At 47.8% G+C, this 17,794-nt stretch carries 18 protein-coding genes and 1 other annotated feature; of the genes, 9 read left to right on the top strand and 9 right to left on the bottom strand.

The genetic code is table 11. The annotated features are described in order from the left end of the window. Positions 1–189 precede the first annotated feature (189 nt). From fnlA to wzzB, 8 genes are all read left to right on the top strand, one after another. Complete coding sequence (gene fnlA, locus HEN33_RS13090) at positions 190–1,224, top strand: UDP-N-acetylglucosamine 4,6-dehydratase/5-epimerase (protein WP_000475913.1); 1,035 nt, start codon at positions 190–192, stop codon at positions 1,222–1,224. 1 nt (position 1,225) lies between these two features. Beyond that, positions 1,226–2,332: a UDP-2-acetamido-2,6-beta-L-arabino-hexul-4-ose reductase gene (gene wbjC, locus HEN33_RS13085; protein WP_176263164.1), complete on the top strand. Its 1,107-nt coding sequence runs from the start codon at positions 1,226–1,228 to the stop codon at positions 2,330–2,332. Beyond that, complete coding sequence (gene wecB / locus HEN33_RS13080) at positions 2,329–3,459, top strand: non-hydrolyzing UDP-N-acetylglucosamine 2-epimerase (protein ID WP_000734421.1); 1,131 nt, start codon at positions 2,329–2,331, stop codon at positions 3,457–3,459. Before wbjC ends, wecB begins: the two co-directional genes overlap by 4 nt. Then, positions 3,459–4,667, top strand: a complete 1,209-nt coding sequence (locus HEN33_RS13075) for a glycosyltransferase family 4 protein (RefSeq protein WP_176263160.1) — start codon at positions 3,459–3,461, stop codon at positions 4,665–4,667. Before wecB ends, HEN33_RS13075 begins: the two co-directional genes overlap by 1 nt. After that, the gene (locus tag HEN33_RS13070) at positions 4,658–5,065 is read left to right on the top strand and encodes a WbuC family cupin fold metalloprotein (RefSeq protein WP_024226100.1); all 408 of its coding nucleotides are present in this window, start codon (positions 4,658–4,660) and stop codon (positions 5,063–5,065) included. Before HEN33_RS13075 ends, HEN33_RS13070 begins: the two co-directional genes overlap by 10 nt. Before the next feature lie 110 nt (positions 5,066–5,175). Next, entirely contained in the window at positions 5,176–6,582 is a 1,407-nt protein-coding gene (gene gndA / locus HEN33_RS13065) for an NADP-dependent phosphogluconate dehydrogenase (protein WP_176263159.1), read from the top strand. Positions 6,583–6,830: 248 nt separating this feature from the next. After that, positions 6,831–7,997 (top strand): UDP-glucose 6-dehydrogenase, encoded by a 1,167-nt coding sequence (gene ugd / locus HEN33_RS13060; protein WP_105278941.1) that lies wholly within the window; start codon positions 6,831–6,833, stop codon positions 7,995–7,997. A gap of 145 nt (positions 7,998–8,142) precedes the next feature. Beyond that, positions 8,143–9,120 (top strand): LPS O-antigen chain length determinant protein WzzB, encoded by a 978-nt coding sequence (gene wzzB, locus HEN33_RS13055; protein ID WP_176263163.1) that lies wholly within the window; start codon positions 8,143–8,145, stop codon positions 9,118–9,120. A gap of 171 nt (positions 9,121–9,291) precedes the next feature. Here wzzB and hisIE read toward each other — a convergent pair whose 3' ends face one another. From hisIE to hisL, 9 genes are all read right to left on the bottom strand, one after another. Next, entirely contained in the window at positions 9,292–9,903 is a 612-nt protein-coding gene (hisIE, locus tag HEN33_RS13050) for a bifunctional phosphoribosyl-AMP cyclohydrolase/phosphoribosyl-ATP diphosphatase HisIE (protein ID WP_135487595.1), read from the bottom strand. Further along, positions 9,897–10,673, bottom strand: coding sequence for an imidazole glycerol phosphate synthase subunit HisF (gene hisF, locus HEN33_RS13045; RefSeq protein WP_000880156.1), 777 nt, complete (start codon positions 10,671–10,673; stop codon positions 9,897–9,899). The genes hisIE and hisF overlap by 7 nt, the downstream gene beginning before the upstream one ends. Further along, complete coding sequence (gene hisA, locus HEN33_RS13040) at positions 10,655–11,392, bottom strand: 1-(5-phosphoribosyl)-5-[(5-phosphoribosylamino)methylideneamino]imidazole-4-carboxamide isomerase (RefSeq protein ID WP_176263158.1); 738 nt, start codon at positions 11,390–11,392, stop codon at positions 10,655–10,657. The genes hisF and hisA overlap by 19 nt, the downstream gene beginning before the upstream one ends. After that, entirely contained in the window at positions 11,392–11,982 is a 591-nt protein-coding gene (hisH, locus tag HEN33_RS13035) for an imidazole glycerol phosphate synthase subunit HisH (protein WP_001103560.1), read from the bottom strand. The genes hisA and hisH overlap by 1 nt, the downstream gene beginning before the upstream one ends. Continuing rightward, positions 11,982–13,049: a bifunctional histidinol-phosphatase/imidazoleglycerol-phosphate dehydratase HisB gene (gene hisB, locus HEN33_RS13030; RefSeq protein ID WP_176263157.1), complete on the bottom strand. Its 1,068-nt coding sequence runs from the start codon at positions 13,047–13,049 to the stop codon at positions 11,982–11,984. Before hisB ends, hisH begins: the two co-directional genes overlap by 1 nt. Continuing rightward, complete coding sequence (gene hisC / locus HEN33_RS13025) at positions 13,049–14,119, bottom strand: histidinol-phosphate transaminase (protein WP_105278944.1); 1,071 nt, start codon at positions 14,117–14,119, stop codon at positions 13,049–13,051. Before hisC ends, hisB begins: the two co-directional genes overlap by 1 nt. Further along, on the bottom strand, positions 14,116–15,420 hold the full coding sequence (gene hisD, locus HEN33_RS13020) for a histidinol dehydrogenase (RefSeq protein ID WP_176263156.1): 1,305 nt from the start codon (positions 15,418–15,420) through the stop codon (positions 14,116–14,118). Before hisD ends, hisC begins: the two co-directional genes overlap by 4 nt. A 5-nt stretch (positions 15,421–15,425) precedes the next feature. Then, entirely contained in the window at positions 15,426–16,325 is a 900-nt protein-coding gene (gene hisG / locus HEN33_RS13015) for an ATP phosphoribosyltransferase (RefSeq protein ID WP_176263155.1), read from the bottom strand. Between the two features lie 46 nt (positions 16,326–16,371). Then, positions 16,372–16,495 (bottom strand) — a sequence feature (His leader region). Beyond that, positions 16,471–16,521: a his operon leader peptide gene (hisL, locus tag HEN33_RS13010; protein WP_001364200.1), complete on the bottom strand. Its 51-nt coding sequence runs from the start codon at positions 16,519–16,521 to the stop codon at positions 16,471–16,473. It overlaps the preceding feature by 25 nt. A gap of 426 nt (positions 16,522–16,947) precedes the next feature. On the opposite strand from hisL, the gene HEN33_RS13005 reads away from it, so the two are divergent. Further along, positions 16,948–17,772 carry an SDR family oxidoreductase gene (locus tag HEN33_RS13005; RefSeq protein ID WP_000754726.1) on the top strand — a complete coding sequence of 275 codons (825 nt, stop codon included), beginning with the start codon at positions 16,948–16,950 and terminating at the stop codon, positions 17,770–17,772. Positions 17,773–17,794: the final 22 nt, after the last annotated feature.

Below are 17,794 nucleotides of genomic sequence, written 5' to 3'. Positions count from 1 at the left end.
TTTATATGGTGAGGAAGCATATTTGGCTGGCCAATTAATGGAAGTAAATGGGAAGATTTTCTATGAGCCTGATGCTATTGTCCATCATGAAGAAAGCGCAACTTTGGCGAAAGTTGCTTCTAAAACAAAATATGGCTATATGAAAAGTTCATATTACGACTATAAAAAATATCTGTAAAAGGTGAAAATATGTTTAAGAATAAAACACTCGTTATCACTGGTGGCACTGGTTCTTTTGGTAATGCCGTACTTAAGCGTTTTCTAGATACAGATATTGCTGAAATACGAATATTTAGCAGGGATGAAAAAAAACAAGATGATATGCGGAAAAAATATAATAACTCAAAATTAAAATTTTATATAGGTGATGTGCGAGACTATAATTCCGTTCTAAATGCAACGCGTGGTGCCGATTTTCTGTATCATGCAGCAGCCCTTAAACAAGTTCCTTCATGTGAATTTCACCCTATGGAGGCGGTTAAGACAAATGTTCTGGGTACGGAAAATGTTCTGGAGGCTGCTATAGCGAATGGGATTAAACGCGTGGTGTGCTTGAGTACCGATAAAGCCGTTTATCCTATCAATGCAATGGGCATATCTAAGGCAATGATGGAAAAAGTTATTGTTGCAAAATCACGTAATCTTGACAGTTCAAAAACAGTTATCTGTGGAACTCGTTATGGAAATGTAATGGCTTCACGTGGATCGGTCATCCCATTATTTGTTGATCTAATCAAAGCTGGTAAACCATTGACCATAACCGATCCCAATATGACTCGTTTCATGATGACGCTTGAGGATGCTGTCGATCTGGTCCTTTATGCTTTCGAGCATGGAAATAATGGTGACATTTTCGTTCAGAAAGCACCTGCGGCAACAATTCAAACATTAGCCATTGCACTTAAGGAATTGCTAAATGCCCATGAGCATCCAATCAATATTATTGGAACTCGACACGGGGAAAAACTTTACGAAGCGTTATTGAGCCGAGAGGAAATGATTGCAGCGGAAGATATGGGTGATTATTATCGTGTTCCACCAGATCTCCGCGATTTGAACTATGGAAAATATGTGGAACATGGTGACCGTCGTATCTCGGAAGTGGAAGATTATAATTCTCATAATACTGAGAGATTAGATGTTGAGGGAATGAAAGAATTACTGCTAAAACTTCCTTTTATCCGGGCACTTCGTTCTGGTGAAGATTATGAGTTGGATTCATAATATGAAAATTTTAGTTACTGGCGCTGCAGGGTTTATCGGTCGAAATTTGGTTTTCCGCCTTAAGGAAGCTGGATATAACGAACTTATTGCGATAGATCGTAACTCTTCTTTGACGGATTTAGAGCAGGGACTTAAGCAGGCAGATTTCATTTTTCATCTTGCTGGAGTAAATCGTCCTGTGAAGGAGAGTGAGTTTGAAGAGGGGAATTGCGATCTAACTCAACAGATTGTTGATATTCTGAAAAAAAATAATAAAGATACTCCTATCATGCTTAGTTCTTCCATCCAAGCTGAATGTGATAACGCTTATGGAAAGAGTAAAGCAGCTGCGGAAAAAATCATTCAGCAGTATGGGGAAACGACAAACGCTAAATATTATATCTATCGCTTGCCGAATGTATTCGGTAAGTGGTGTCAACCAAATTATAACTCCTTTATAGCAACATTCTGCCATCGCATTGCAAATGATGAAGCTATTACAATTAATGATCCTTCAGCAGTTGTAAATTTGGTGTATATAGATGACTTTTGTTCTGACATATTAAAGCTATTAGAAGGAGCGAACGAAACTGGTTACAGGACATTTGGTCCAATTTATTCTGTTACTGTTGGTGAGGTGGCACAATTAATTTATCGATTTAAAGAAAGTCGCCAAACATTAATCATCGAAGATGTAGGTAATGGATTCACTCGAGCATTGTACTCAACATGGTTAAGTTACCTTTCTCCTGAACAGTTTGCGTATACGGTTCCTTCTTATAGTGATGACAGAGGGGTATTCTGTGAAGTATTGAAAACGAAAAACGCGGGCCAGTTTTCGTTTTTTACTGCGCATCCAGGAATTACTCGGGGGGGGCATTATCATCATTCCAAAAATGAGAAATTTATTATCATCCGAGGAAGTGCTTGTTTCAAATTTGAAAATATTGTCACGGGTGAACGATATGAACTTAATGTTTCATCAGATGATTTTAAAATTGTTGAAACAGTTCCGGGATGGACGCATGACATTACTAATAATGGCTCGGATGAGCTAGTTGTTATGCTTTGGGCAAATGAAATATTTAATCGTTCTGAACCAGATACTATAGCGAGAGTTTTATCGTGAAAAAATTGAAAGTCATGTCGGTTGTTGGGACTCGTCCAGAAATTATTCGACTCTCGCGTGTCCTTGCAAAATTAGATGAATATTGTGATCACCTTATTGTTCATACTGGGCAAAATTACGATTATGAATTGAATGAGGTTTTTTTTAAGGATTTGGGTGTTCGCAAACCTGATTATTTTCTTAATGCCGCAGGTAAAAATGCAGCAGAGACTATTGGACAAGTTATCATTAAAGTTGATGAGGTCTTTGAACAGGAAAAACCAGAAGCCATGTTAGTTCTTGGCGATACTAACTCCTGTATTTCAGCAATACCAGCAAAGCGTCGAAGAATTCCGATTTTCCATATGGAGGCTGGGAATCGTTGTTTTGATCAACGCGTACCGGAAGAAACTAACAGAAAAATAGTTGACCACACCGCTGATATCAATATGACATATAGTGATATCGCGCGTGAATATCTTTTGGCTGAAGGTGTACCAGCCGATAGGATTATTAAAACCGGTAGCCCAATGTTTGAAGTACTCACTCATTATATGTCGCAGATTGATGGTTCCGATGTACTTTCTCGCCTGAATTTAACACCTGGGAATTTCTTTGTGGTAAGTGCCCACAGAGAAGAAAATGTTGATACCCCTAAACAGCTTGCGAAACTGGCAAATATACTTAATACCGTGGCTGAAAAATATGATATCCCGGTAGTTGTTTCTACTCATCCGCGCACTCGTAACCGCATCAACGAAAACGGTATTCAATTCCATAAAAATATCTTGCTACTTAAGCCATTAGGATTTCACGATTACAACCATCTGCAAAAAAATGCACGTGCTGTTTTATCGGATAGCGGGACTATTACAGAGGAGTCCTCCATTATGAACTTCCCTGCGCTCAATATACGAGAAGCGCACGAACGCCCTGAAGGCTTCGAAGAAGGGGCTGTAATGATGGTTGGTCTTGAGTCTGCCCGTGTGTTACAGGCATTAGAAATTATTGCAACACAGCCTCGTGGAGAAGTACGCTTACTTCGTCAGGTCAGTGACTATAGTATGCCAAATGTTTCAGATAAAGTTGTGCGTATTATCCATTCATATACTGACTACGTTAAACGGGTTGTCTGGAAACAATACTAATGAAACTTGCATTAATCATTGATGATTATTTGCCCCATAGCACACGAGTTGGGGCTAAAATGTTTCATGAGTTAGGCCTGGAATTGCTGAGCAGAGGCCATGATGTAACTGTAATTACGCCTGACAACACATTACAGGCAATCTATTCTGTTAGCATGACTGATGGTATAAAGGTTTGGCGTTTCAAAAGTGGACCTTTAAAGGATATAGGTAAGGCTAAACGTGCCATAAATGAAACTCTTTTATCTTTTCGTGCATGGCACGCATTAAAGCATCTCATCCAACATGATACATTTGATGGTATCGTTTATTATTCCCCCTCTATTTTTTGGGGAGGCTTGGTTAAAAAAATTAAAGAGCGATGCCAGTGCCCAAGCTATCTGGTCCTAAGGGATATGTTCCCACAGTGGGTCATTGATGCTGGTATGATAAAAGCCGGTTCGCCAATTGAAAAATATTTCAGGTATTTTGAAAAAAAATCATATCAACAGGCTGACTGGATTGGGTTAATGTCTGATAAGAATCTTGAGATATTTCGTCAGGCCAATAAAGGTTATCCGTGTGAAGTTTTACGTAATTGGGCCTCAATGACTCCTGTGTCTGCCGGCGATGATTATCATTCACTTCGTCAAAAATACGCTCTAAAAGATAAAATCATTTTTTTCTATGGCGGTAATATTGGGCATGCTCAGGATATGGCAAACTTAATGCGCCTTGCGCGTAATATGATGCGTCATCATGATGCTCATTTCCTGTTTATAGGGCAGGGTGATGAAGTTGACCTGATTAAATCTCTTGCTGCAGAATGGAATTTAACTAATTTCACTCATCTACCTTCAGTGAACCAGGAAGAGTTTAAATTAATTTTATCTGAAGTTGATGTTGGCCTGTTCTCCCTTTCGTCTCGCCATTCTTCACATAATTTCCCCGGAAAATTACTAGGATATATGGTTCAATCAATCCCGATCCTTGGGAGTGTGAATGGCGGTAATGATCTAATGGATGTAATTAATAAGCACAGGGCTGGGTTCATTCATGTTAATGGTGAAGATGATAAACTGTTTGAATCTGCACAATTGCTTCTTAGTGATTCAGTTTTAAGAAAACAGTTAGGTCAGAACGCCAATGTGTTGTTAACGTCTCAATTTTCGGTTGAATCGGCGGCACATACTATCGAAGTCCGACTGGAGGCAGGAGAATGCGTTTAGTTGATGACAATATTCTGGATGAACTTTTTCGCACTGCAGCAAATTCTGAACGTTTGCGCGCTCATTATTTATTGCACGCATCTCATCAGGAGAAGGTTCAACGTTTACTTATTGCATTTGTACGCGACAGCTATGTTGAACCCCATTGGCATGAGTTACCGCATCAGTGGGAAATGTTTGTCGTCATGCAAGGGCAATTAGAAGTTTGTTTGTATGAGCAAAATGGTGAGATCCAAAAAAAGTTTGTTGTTGGAGACGGTACGGGAATAAGTGTCGTGGAATTTTCCCCAGGAGATATACATAGTGTCAAATGCCTGTCACCAAAAGCCCTTATGTTAGAGATAAAGGAGGGGCCATTTGACCCACTGAAAGCTAAGGCTTTTTCTAAGTGGTTATAGGGCGATACACCACCGTTTATTCTTCTATCTTATTCTATACATGCTGGGTTACCATCTTAGCTTCTTCAAGCCGCGTAACCCCGCGTGACCACCCCTGACAGGAGTAAACAATGTCAAAGCAACAGATCGGCGTCGTCGGTATGGCCGTGATGGGACGTAACCTTGCGCTCAACATCGAAAGCCGTGGTTATACCGTCTCTATTTTCAACCGTTCCCGTGAAAAGACGGAAGAAGTGATTGCCGAAAATCCAGGCAAGAAACTGGTTCCTTACTATACGGTGAAAGAGTTTGTTGAATCTCTGGAAACGCCTCGTCGCATCCTGTTAATGGTGAAAGCAGGTGCTGGCACGGATGCTGCTATTGATTCTCTCAAGCCATACCTCGATAAAGGTGACATCATCATTGATGGTGGTAATACCTTCTTCCAGGACACCATTCGTCGTAACCGCGAGCTTTCTGCCGAAGGCTTTAACTTCATTGGTACCGGTGTTTCCGGTGGTGAAGAAGGTGCGCTGAAAGGCCCTTCCATTATGCCGGGTGGGCAGAAAGAAGCCTATGAACTGGTTGCGCCGATCCTGACCAAAATCGCCGCAGTGGCTGAAGACGGTGAGCCTTGCGTTACCTATATCGGTGCCGATGGCGCAGGCCATTATGTGAAGATGGTTCACAATGGTATTGAATACGGAGATATGCAACTGATTGCTGAAGCCTATTCTCTGCTTAAAGGTGGCCTGAACCTCACCAACGAAGAACTGGCGCAGACCTTTACCGAGTGGAATAACGGTGAACTGAGCAGTTACCTGATCGACATCACCAAAGATATCTTCACCAAAAAAGATGAAGACGGTAACTACCTGGTTGATGTGATCCTGGATGAAGCGGCTAACAAAGGTACCGGTAAATGGACCAGCCAGAGTGCGCTGGATCTCGGCGAACCGCTGTCGCTGATTACTGAGTCTGTGTTTGCACGTTATATCTCGTCTCTGAAAGATCAGCGTGTTGCCGCGTCTAAAGTTCTCTCTGGTCCGCAAGCGCAGCCAGCAGGCGATAAAGCTGAGTTTATCGAGAAAGTTCGTCGTGCGCTGTATCTGGGCAAAATCGTTTCTTATGCTCAGGGCTTCTCTCAGCTGCGTGCGGCGTCTGAAGAGTACAACTGGGATCTGAACTACGGCGAAATCGCGAAGATTTTCCGTGCTGGTTGCATCATCCGTGCGCAGTTCCTGCAGAAAATCACCGATGCTTATGCCGAAAATCCGCAGATCGCTAACCTGCTGCTGGCTCCGTACTTCAAGCAAATTGCCGATGACTATCAGCAGGCGCTGCGCGATGTCGTCTCTTATGCAGTACAGAACGGTATCCCGGTTCCTACCTTCGCTGCTGCGGTTGCCTATTATGACAGCTACCGTGCCGCTGTTCTGCCTGCAAACCTGATCCAGGCACAGCGTGACTATTTCGGTGCGCATACTTATAAGCGCATTGATAAAGAAGGTGTGTTCCATACTGAATGGCTGGATTAATCTGATTTAACCAACAATAAAATTGAGGCCCGGCGTATATTGCACCGGGCTTTTTTTTGCCATTTATCTTATAGACTAAATTTCACTGCTTAATATTAACTTAATAAATATCAGCTACTCTTATAAAGAAAATCTGAATTGTTTTTCGTTGCGTTGACCAGCTATCGACGTAGCGTTAAAACTTTTAACTCTTATCAGGATGCTAAAAACATCATGATTCACAGTTAAGTTAATTCTGAGAGCATGAAATGAAAATCACCATTTCCGGCACTGGCTATGTAGGCTTGTCAAACGGGCTTCTAATCGCACAAAATCATGAGGTTGTGGCATTAGATATTTTACCGTCACGCGTTGCTATGCTGAATGATCGGATATCTCCTATTGTTGATAAGGAAATTCAACAGTTTTTGAAATCAGATCAAATACGCTTTGATGCCACACTAGATAAAAATGAAGCCTACCGGGATGCTGATTATGTCATCATCGCCACTCCAACCGACTATGATCCTAAAACTAATTATTTCAATACATCCAGTGTAGAATCAGTAATTAAAGACGTAGTAGAGATAAATCCTTATGCGGTTATGGTCATCAAATCCACGGTTCCCGTTGGTTTTACCGCAGCGATGCATAAGAAATATCGTACTGAAAATATTATTTTCTCCCCCGAATTCCTCCGTGAAGGTAAAGCTCTTTACGATAACCTTCATCCGTCACGTATTGTCATCGGTGAGCGTTCGGAACGCGCAGAACGTTTTGCTGCGTTATTACAGGAGGGCGCGATTAAGCAAAATATCCCGACCCTGTTCACCGATTCAACCGAAGCAGAAGCGATTAAACTGTTTGCTAATACCTATCTGGCGATGCGCGTAGCATACTTTAACGAGCTGGATAGCTATGCAGAAAGTTTAGGTCTGAATACTCGTCAGATTATCGAAGGTGTTTGTCTCGATCCGCGTATTGGCAACCATTACAACAATCCGTCGTTTGGCTATGGTGGTTATTGTCTACCGAAAGATACCAAGCAGTTACTGGCGAACTACCAGTCTGTGCCGAATAACCTGATCTCGGCAATTGTCGATGCAAACCGCACGCGTAAAGATTTTATTGCCGATGCCATTTTGTCACGCAAGCCGCAAGTGGTGGGTATTTATCGTCTGATTATGAAGAGCGGTTCAGATAACTTCCGCGCGTCTTCCATTCAGGGGATTATGAAACGTATCAAGGCGAAAGGCGTTGAAGTGATTATCTACGAACCGGTGATGAAAGAAGACTCCTTCTTCAACTCTCGTCTGGAACGTGATCTCGCCACCTTCAAACAACAAGCCGACGTCATTATCTCCAACCGTATGGCAGAAGAGCTTAAGGATGTGGCAGATAAAGTCTACACCCGCGATCTCTTTGGCAGTGACTAACATCCTGTTATCAGGGCGATTTTCGCCCTGATTGTCTTTTGTTACTTGAGTAATAATTCATTATTTTTATCAATTATCCTATAGCATTCATGAGGATTATCGCTAAACTATGCGGACTTGGAAATTTCCGTCAGTTAGGGTAATGATGAGAGTAGAAAATAATAATGTTTCTGGGCAAAACCATGACCCGGAACAGATTGATTTGATTGATTTACTAGTGCTGTTGTGGCGTGGCAAGATGACAATCATCATTTCCGTCATTGTGGCTATTGCCCTGGCTATTGGATATTTGGCAGTAGCGAAGGAGAAATGGACGTCAACAGCAATTATCACTCAGCCCGATGTGGGGCAAATTGCTGGCTATAACAATGCCATGAATGTTATCTATGGTCAGGCTGCACCGAAAGTATCGGATTTGCAGGAGACGTTAATTGGTCGCTTCAGTTCTGCCTTCTCTGCATTAGCAGAAACGCTGGATAATCAGGAAGAACCAGAAAAACTTACCATCGAACCTTCTGTTAAGAACCAGCAATTACCATTGACTGTTTCTTATGTTGGGCAAACTGCAGAGGGCGCACAAATGAAGTTGGCCCAATACATTCAGCAAGTTGACGATAAAGTGAATCAAGAGCTAGAAAAGGATCTCAAGGACAACATTGCTCTGGGACGGAAAAACTTGCAGGACTCTTTAAGAACACAGGAAGTGGTTGCGCAGGAACAGAAAGATCTGCGTATCCGTCAAATTCAGGAAGCGTTGCAGTATGCGAATCAGGCGCAGGTGACAAAGCCACAGGTTCAGCAGACTGAAGATGTGACGCAAGATACGTTATTCCTTTTGGGTAGCGAAGCGCTGGAGTCGATGATTAAGCACGAGGCGACCCGTCCGTTGGTGTTCTCGCCAAACTACTATCAGACTCGTCAAAACCTTCTGGATATCGAAAACTTAAAGGTTGATGATCTTGATATTCATGCTTACCGTTATGTGATGAAACCGACGTTACCTATTCGTCGCGATAGCCCGAAAAAGGCAATTACCTTGATTCTGGCGGTGCTGCTGGGCGGCATGGTAGGCGCGGGGATTGTGTTGGGGCGTAACGCTCTGCGTAATTACAACGCGAAGTAATCTTTTCGGTTTTAAAGAAAATGGGCAGGGTGGTGACACCTTGCCCGCATTTTTTGCCGGATGCGATGTATCCAGCTTACGTGTGCAGAGAGAATAGTCGGCCCGATAAGCTTGCGCATCGGGCTATGGCTCCGGATGCGACAACAACATCGCATCCGCTTACCCAGTAACTCACTGATGCCGTTTGCGCAGGTTCTCAATCACCGTCGTTAAGTCCAACTCCTGATCCTGCAACAGCACCAGCAGGTGATACATCAAGTCAGACGCCTCGTTGGTCAGTTCAAAGCGGTCATGTACCGTCGCGGCCAGCGCAGTTTCCACGCCTTCTTCGCCCACTTTCTGCGCAATGCGCTTGGTGCCGCTGGCGTACAGTTTGGCGGTGTAGGAGGTTTCCGGATCGGCAGATTTGCGTTCGGCGAGCAGTTGTTCCAGTTGATACAGGAACAGCCACTGGTGAGCAGTGTCGCCGAAGCAGCTGCTGGTGCCTTTGTGGCAGGTCGGGCCGATGGGATTCGCCAGTACCAGTAACGTGTCGTTGTCGCAGTCCGGGGCAATACTCACTACGTTGAGGAAATTGCCCGACGTTTCGCCTTTGGTCCACAGTCGCTGTTTAGTGCGCGAGAAGAAAGTGACTTTGCCGCTTTCGATGGTTTTGTCTAAGGCTTCCGGGTTCATATAGCCCAGCATTAGCACTTCGCCAGATACCGCGTGTTGCACAATCACCGGCATCAGTCCGTCGGTTTTTTCCCAGTCCAGTTCGCGGCGTTGTTGTTCTGTTAACATATCCTGATCTCCACGCCCTGTGTTGCCAGGTACGCTTTTAATTCACCAATATTGATTATTTGTTTGTGGAATACGGAAGCCGCCAGCGCGCCGTCAACGTCGGCATCGCGGAAGGCTTCAAGGAAGTGCTCCATAGTGCCCGCGCCACCGGAGGCAATCAGCGGGACGTGGCAAACTTCACGCACTTTTTTCAGCTGCTCGAGGTCGTAACCGTTACGCACGCCGTCCTGATTCATCATGTTGAGGACGATTTCTCCGGCACCGCGTTTTTGCACTTCCTGTACCCAGTCGAGCGTTTCCCACTGAGTGACGCGGGTGCGGCTTTCATCGCCGGTATATTGATTCACATGATATTTACCGGTTTCGGCGTCGTACCAGGTATCAATACCGACCACAATACACTGCACACCAAAACGATCGGCCAGGCGAGTGATTAATGTCGGGTCCGCCAGCGCAGGAGAGTTGATGGAGATTTTATCTGCACCAAAGGAAAGAATTTTCGCGGCGTCATCCAGCGACTTAATCCCACCCGCCACGCAGAACGGGATGTCGATCACTTCCGCCACGCGGGATACCCAGCTTTTATCTACCACGCGTCCATCGCTGGAAGCGGTGATATCGTAGAACACCAGTTCATCAGCGCCTTCTTCGGCGTAGCGTTTTGCCAGCGGTACAATATCGCCAATGATTTCATGGTTGCGAAACTGTACGCCTTTCACCACCTGACCATCACGAACGTCGAGACACGGAATTATGCGTTTTGCCAGCATGTGATGGCCTCCTTCACGGTGAATTTACCCTCCAGTAATGCACGACCAACTATTACGCCGCGCACGCCAGTACCACGCAGGGCCGCTACATCATCAATGTCACCAATTCCTCCAGAGGACTGAAATGCCACCTGCGGATATCTGGCGCACACTTCTTCATATAAAGAGACGTTAGAACCTGCCAGCGTGCCGTCGCGCGAGATATCGGTACACAGCACATGTTTCAGGCCGACGGGCAGATAGGTTTCCACCAGTTGTTCCAGCGAAACGCCTGAGTTCTCTTGCCAGCCGCTGACTGCCACCTGCTTGTTGCCTTGCTCGTCGATACGGACATCCAGCGCCAGCACTAAGGCATCGGCACCGAAGCGTTCAAACCAGCCTTTCACCATTTCTGGTGATTTCACCGCGGTGGAGCCAACCACCACACGCGCAACGCCTGCTTCCAGTAACGCCGCCACGTCTTCTTCGCTACGCACGCCGCCGCCAACCTGCACTGGAACGTTAACACCCGCGACCAGGGTTTTAATCAGCGGGATTTGACGTTTAGCCGGATCTTTTGCCCCGGTCAGATCCACCAGGTGCAGTACTTCGGCACCCTGCGCGGCGTAATCCTGTAAGCGTGGCAGCGGGTCGTTACCGTAATCGCGCTGTTTGCCATAATCGCCCTGATGGAGACGCACCACGGTGCCGTCGATTAAATCTAATGCCGGAATAATCATCACATCTCCAGGAAGTTTTTCAGCAACTTAGCGCCAGCGGCACCAGAACGCTCCGGGTGGAACTGCACGCCGTAGAAGTTATCTTTTTGTACCGCCGCAGTGAACGGTTCGCCGTAATTACACTGGGCGATGGTCCACGGATTGACTGGCATTGCGTAACTGTGAACAAAGTAAAAGTACGCGCCGTCTTCAATCCCCTGAAACAGGCGGTTGCCTGCCTGCGGGTAAACGCGGTTCCAGCCCATATGCGGCAGCGGCAGACCAAAGTCGGTCATTTTCGGCACGTCTTCGTCGATGATGCCCAGCAAATCGACGCCGTTGCTCTCTTCGCTGCGCCGCCCCAGCAGTTGCATTCCTAAGCAGATGCCCAGCACCGGTTGGGTACAGGCTTTGATGAGATCAAACAACTCGCGCTCACGCACCTGGTCCATCGCCGCTTGCGCGGTGCCAACGCCGGGTAAAAACAGTTTATCGGCCAGCAACACGACGTCCGGATCACGGCTAACTTTGGGTTCATAACCGTGACGCGCAATGGCAGACTTCACCGAGTTCAAATTGGCGCAGCCGGTATCAAGGATCACCACGTTCATTACAGCACTCCTTTCGACGAGGGCAGGGTATCGCCTTCCACGCGGATGGCCTGGCGCAGGGTGCGACCAAAAGCTTTGAACAGGCTCTCTACACGGTGGTGATCGTTTTTACCTTTGGTTTTTAGGTGCAGGGTCACGCCCATGGTGTATGAGAGCGAACGGAAGAAGTGCTCGATCATTTCGGTGCTGAGATCGCCTACACGCTGATAGGTAAACTCGGCTTTATATTCCAGGTGCGGGCGACCAGAGATATCCAGCGCGCAGCGGGCAAGGCATTCGTCCATCGGCAGCACAAAACCGAAGCGGCAAATACCGCGTTTGTCGCCAAGAGCTATTTTTAACGCTTCGCCCAGCGCCAGACCGGTATCTTCGACAGTGTGGTGATCGTCGATATAGAGGTCGCCTTTAACGTTGATTTCCATCCGGAAGCAGCCGTGAGTGGCAATCTGATCCAGCATGTGATCAAAAAAGCCAACGCCGGTGTTAATCTTGCTGCCACCTTCGCGATCCAGCCACACCTGAACGTCAATCTGCGTCTCTTTGGTGTTACGCACCACGTGGGCGTAACGATCGCGTTTCGTGAGTTGCTCACCAATCATCGGCCAGTTCAGGGTTTCGCGGTCGTAGCGTAAACCATTAATGCCCATGTTTTCGGCGAGTTGAATATCGGTCGCGCGATCGCCAATCACATAACTGTTGGCGCGGTCCATCGCTTGCTCAGCCAGATAACGCTCCACCAGTTTTACTTTTGGCTTACGGCAGTCGCACTCATCGGCGGGCAAGTGCGGGCAAATCAGCACTTCATCAAACTGCACGCCTTGCGAGGTGAAGATCTGCATCATTAGATTGTGCGGGCCATCGAAATCCGCCTGTGGGAAACTTTGTGTTCCCAGACCATCCTGATTAGTGATCATCACCAGTTTGTAGCCCGCTTTTTGCAGCTTCAGCAGTTCCGGGATCACGCCCGGTTCAAAGGCGAGTTTGTCAAAACGGTCCACCTGAAAATCACTCGGCGGTTCGCTAATCAGGGTTCCATCGCGATCGATAAAAAGATACTTCTGACTCATCAAACTTGCTCCGCACGTAAGGCGTCAATGACGCGCTGGCTTTCTTCACGGGTTCCGACGGTAATTCGCAGGCAGCCGCTTAAAGAGGGTTGTTTATTCTGATCACGTAAGATAATGCCCTGATCCCACAAAGATTTAAACACTGCGCTGGAGGCTTTAAAGCGCGCCAGAATGTAGTTGGTTTCAGAGTCAAAAACCTGCTCCACGCAGGGGATCTCTTTTAGTGCGGCAATCAGGTATTCGCGTTCTGCAATAATTTGCGCCACTCGTTCGCGCATGGCGACGATTCCCTGCGGGCTTAACGCCTGGGCCGCAATATCGGCAACCGGTGTCGAGAGCGGGTAGGGGGCGATCACTTTCATCAGCAGGTTGATGACGTCTTCGTTTGCCAGCGTAAATCCGCAACGAAGCCCTGCCAGAGCAAAAGCTTTCGACAGTGTGCGCAAAATAGCCAGGTGCGGATATTCCGCCAGCCAGCCAGCCAGCGATGCCTGCGGGCAAAACTCAATATAGGCTTCATCGGCAACCACAATCGCCTTACCGCGCGTTAACTCCAGCAGAGTGCGAAAATCCTGCGGGTTGATCAGTTGCCCGGTGGGGTTGTTGGGGCTGCAAACATAGACCACTTTTACCCCGTCCAGCTTGTCGGAAATGCCCTGTAAGTCCAGTTGCCAGTTGTCCAGCGTCGGCACTGTGCGGCACTCGACACCAATGGTTTCGGCGCTAACGCTGTACATGCCGTACGTTGGCGGGCAGTAGAGAATGGCGTCTTTACCTGGTTCGCAAAAAGCGCGAATCAGCAGTTCAATACCTTCGTCCGCGCCACGGCTGACCAGTACCTGTTCCGGTTTTACGCCTGCATATTGCGCGTAATTTTCAATCACCGCTTTTGGCTGGCATTCCGGGTAGCGGTTGAGCGTTTGCTGAGTGAGCTGAAACTCCACGGCGGTGGGATATTCGTTGGCGTTCAGCCAGACGTCGCCGTTACCGCCCAGACGACGCGCCGACTGATACGGCGTCAGGTTGCGGACGTTTTCACGCGCTAAATCGGTAATAGTCACGGTGCTCATGCTTGCTCCTTAAGGGCGTTAACACGCAAAGTAACGGCATTTTTGTGGGCAGTCAGGCGCTCGGCGGCGGCCAGTGTTTCAATGGTCGAAGCCAGCGTGGAAAAGCCTTCTTTCGACAGTTCCTGTACGGTCATGCGTTTCTGGAAATCTGCCAGCCCGAGGCTGGAACAGGTGGCGGTATAACCGTAAGTCGGCAGCACGTGGTTGGTGCCGGAGGCGTAATCACCTGCCGATTCCGGTGACCAGTCACCGAGAAATACGGAACCGGCACTGGTGATGCCATCGACCAGATCGCGGGCGTTGCGGGTCTGAATGATCAGGTGCTCCGGGCCGTACTGGTTGGAGATCTCCACGCACTGCGCTAAATCGTTGGTTACGATCAGGCGGCTGGCGCTCAGTGCCTGACGGGCGGTTTCGGCTCGCGGCAGTTCTGCCAACTGGCGTTCGACGGCTTCGGCAACGCGACGCGCCATATCAGCATCAGGAGTCAGCAAAATCACCTGTGAATCCGGGCCGTGTTCAGCCTGAGAGAGCAAATCAGAAGCCACGAAATCCGGCGTTGCGCCGCTGTCGGCAATCACCAGCACTTCCGACGGGCCTGCGGGCATATCGATCGCCGCACCGTCCAGACGCTGGCTCACCTGACGTTTTGCCTCGGTGACAAAGGCGTTGCCAGGCCCGAAGATTTTGTCCACTTTCGGCACGGATTCTGTACCAAACGCCAGCGCGGCAATGGCCTGTGCGCCACCGACGTTAAACACGTCCTGCACGCCGCACAGCTGCGCCGCGTAAAGGATCTCATCGGCAATCGGCGGCGGTGAGCACAACACTACTTTTTTACAGCCTGCTATACGCGCCGGAGTTGCCAGCATTAATACCGTTGAGAAGAGCGGTGCGGAGCCGCCAGGAATATACAAACCCACTGAAGCGACCGGGCGCGTGACTTGCTGGCAACGAACGCCAGGCTGAGTTTCAACATCTACCGGCGGCAGTTTTTGTGCAGTGTGGAAGGTTTCAATATTCTTTACTGCCACCGCCATCGCCTGTTTTAGCTCGTCGCTCAGGCGTTCGCTGGCGGCGGCGATCTCATCCGCAGATACCTTCAGCGCGGTAACCGTGGTTTTATCAAACTTCGCGCTGTATTCCCGCAAGGCCTCATCGCCACGCGTTTTCACGTTATCGAGAATATCGTTAACAGTGCGGGTAATACTTTCAGAGGCGGAGATCGCCGGGCGCATTAACAGCTGGCGTTGTTGCTCCGCAGTACAGCTATTCCAGTCAATGATTGTGCTAAAGCTCATGGCGATCACTCCATCATCTTCTCAATCGGCAGGACCAGGATTGAACTGGCACCCAGCGCTTTCAGTTTTTCCATCGTTTCCCAGAACAGGGTTTCGCTACTGACCATGTGCATCGCTACGCGTTGTTGATCACCCGCCAGCGGTAGAATGGTTGGGCGTTCGGCACCTGGCAGCAGAGCGATGACTTCATCCAGTCGGTCGGTTGGTGCGTGCATCATGATGTATTTTGATTCGCGCGCCTGGATCACGCCCTGAATACGCGTCAGCAGTTTGTCGATCAGTTGCTGTTTGGATTCTTCCATTTCACCATCGCGCTGGATCAGGCAGGCTTTCGAGCGGTAGATAACTTCGACTTCGCGCAGGCCGTTAGCTTCCAGCGTGGCACCTGTGGAAACCAGATCGCAAATCGCATCCGCCAGTCCGGCGCGCGGCGCAACTTCGACAGAACCGTTCAGTAAGCAGGATTTAAAAGAGATACCTTTCTGGTCGAGATAACGCTTGAGCAGGTGAGGATAAGAGGTGGCGATACGTTTACCGTTTAAGGAGAGCAAGCCGTCCCAGGCTTCATCAACCGGCGTTGCCAGCGAAAGGCGGCAGCCGCCGAAATCCAGTCGACGCAGGGTAAAGTAGCGTGGATCTTCACCCTGGGCGCGGCGGTTAAGCAGCTCTTCTTCCAGCACGTTTTCGCCGATAATCCCAAGGTCAACCACGCCGTCCATTACCAGACCGGGAATGTCGTCGTCACGCACGCGCAGAATATCAATCGGCATGTTTTCTGCCATCGCGATCAGGCGCTGGGTGTGAAGATTAATTTTAATGCCGCAGCGCGCCAGTAATTCGCGTGAGTCATCACTTAAACGGCCGGATTTCTGCATAGCTATGCGTAAACGAGTGTTGTCTGTCATTTTCTTATTCCTCTTTAAACCTGTCTGAACCGTTAACAACCGCGCAATAAAAAAGCCCCCGGAAGGTGATCTTCCGGGGGCTTTCTCATGCGTTCATGCACCACTGGAAGATCTGAATGTCTTCCAGCACACATCGCCTGAAAGACTAGTCAGGATGATGGTGATGATGGTGGTGTTTAAATTGAACGCGTGTCATAAAAGTCTCTGTGAATGTTTATTCAACTGATGTCTTTTAACCTAAACCACTTTCACGTTAGAAAGCAAGGGCTTTTTTATATATTTTATGGCGATGGATTTGTTTAATGAATGAGCGGGGAAAGGAGAGGGCCAGGAGTGGCTACGTTAAAAAAGTAATCGTGAAAATATGTCTTTAAAACCCTCAAGAACATTGTGTTCTGTAACTAAAGTGGGCTTGGTTCCTGCCGGATGCGGCGTGAATGCCTTATCTGGTCTACAAATGTTGCCTAAATTCAATATATTGATGTTTTTGTAGGACTGATAAGCGGAGCGCATCAGGCAATTGTATATTTGCTAACAGTTTCGATTTCATTCATAGAATGAATTGTCAGTTTTGATACGCTAGCGTAGCCTTATAGATCTAAGGTGTATCAGGAGATAACGGATGAAAAAGGTCGCAATTGTCGGGTTAGGGTGGTTAGGCATGCCGCTGGCGATGTCACTTTCAGCGCGAGGCTGGCAAGTCACCGGGAGTAAAACCACACAAGATGGCGTCGAAGCGGCCCGAATGAGTGGCATTGATAGTTATCTGCTTCGCATGGAACCTGAGTTAGTTTGCGATTCTGACGATCTGGATGCCCTGATGGATGCTGATGCGCTGGTCATCACGCTTCCGGCACGTCGTAGCGGCCCCGGCGATGAGTTCTATTTACAAGCGGTACAAGAGTTAGTGGATAGTGCGCTGGCTCATCATATTCCCCGCATTATTTTTACCAGCTCAACGTCTGTCTATGGCGACGCACAAGGCACCGTTAAAGAAACGACCCCGCGTAATCCGGTGACCAACAGTGGACGAGTATTAAAAGAACTTGAAGACTGGCTGCACAATTTACCCGGTACTTCAGTCGATATTCTGCGTCTTGCAGGCCTGGTCGGGCCGGAACGTCATCCTGGTCGCTTTTTTGCCGGAAAAACCGCGCCTGATGGTGAACATGGTGTCAATTTAGTCCATTTAGAAGATGTTATTGGCGCTATCACCCTGTTGTTACAGGCACCTAAAGGCGGACACATCTATAATATATGTGCGCCAGCTCACCCTGCGCGTAATGTTTTTTATCCGCAAATGGCCCGTTTACTGGGGCTTGAACCTCCGCAGTTCAGAAATAGTCTGGATAGCGGCAAAGGTAAGATTATTGATGGCAGCCGGATTTGTAATGAACTGGGATTTGAATACCAGTATCCCGATCCGCTGGTAATGCCGCTGGAGTAAACGATCACGCCAGCAGGACGCC

It is taken from the genome of Escherichia sp. 94.0001, assembly GCF_013369155.2.
Taxonomy (GTDB): domain Bacteria; phylum Pseudomonadota; class Gammaproteobacteria; order Enterobacterales; family Enterobacteriaceae; genus Escherichia; species Escherichia coli_F.
Note: the sequence above shows the minus strand (reverse complement) of the source record. Positions and strands in the feature narration are given on the sequence as shown.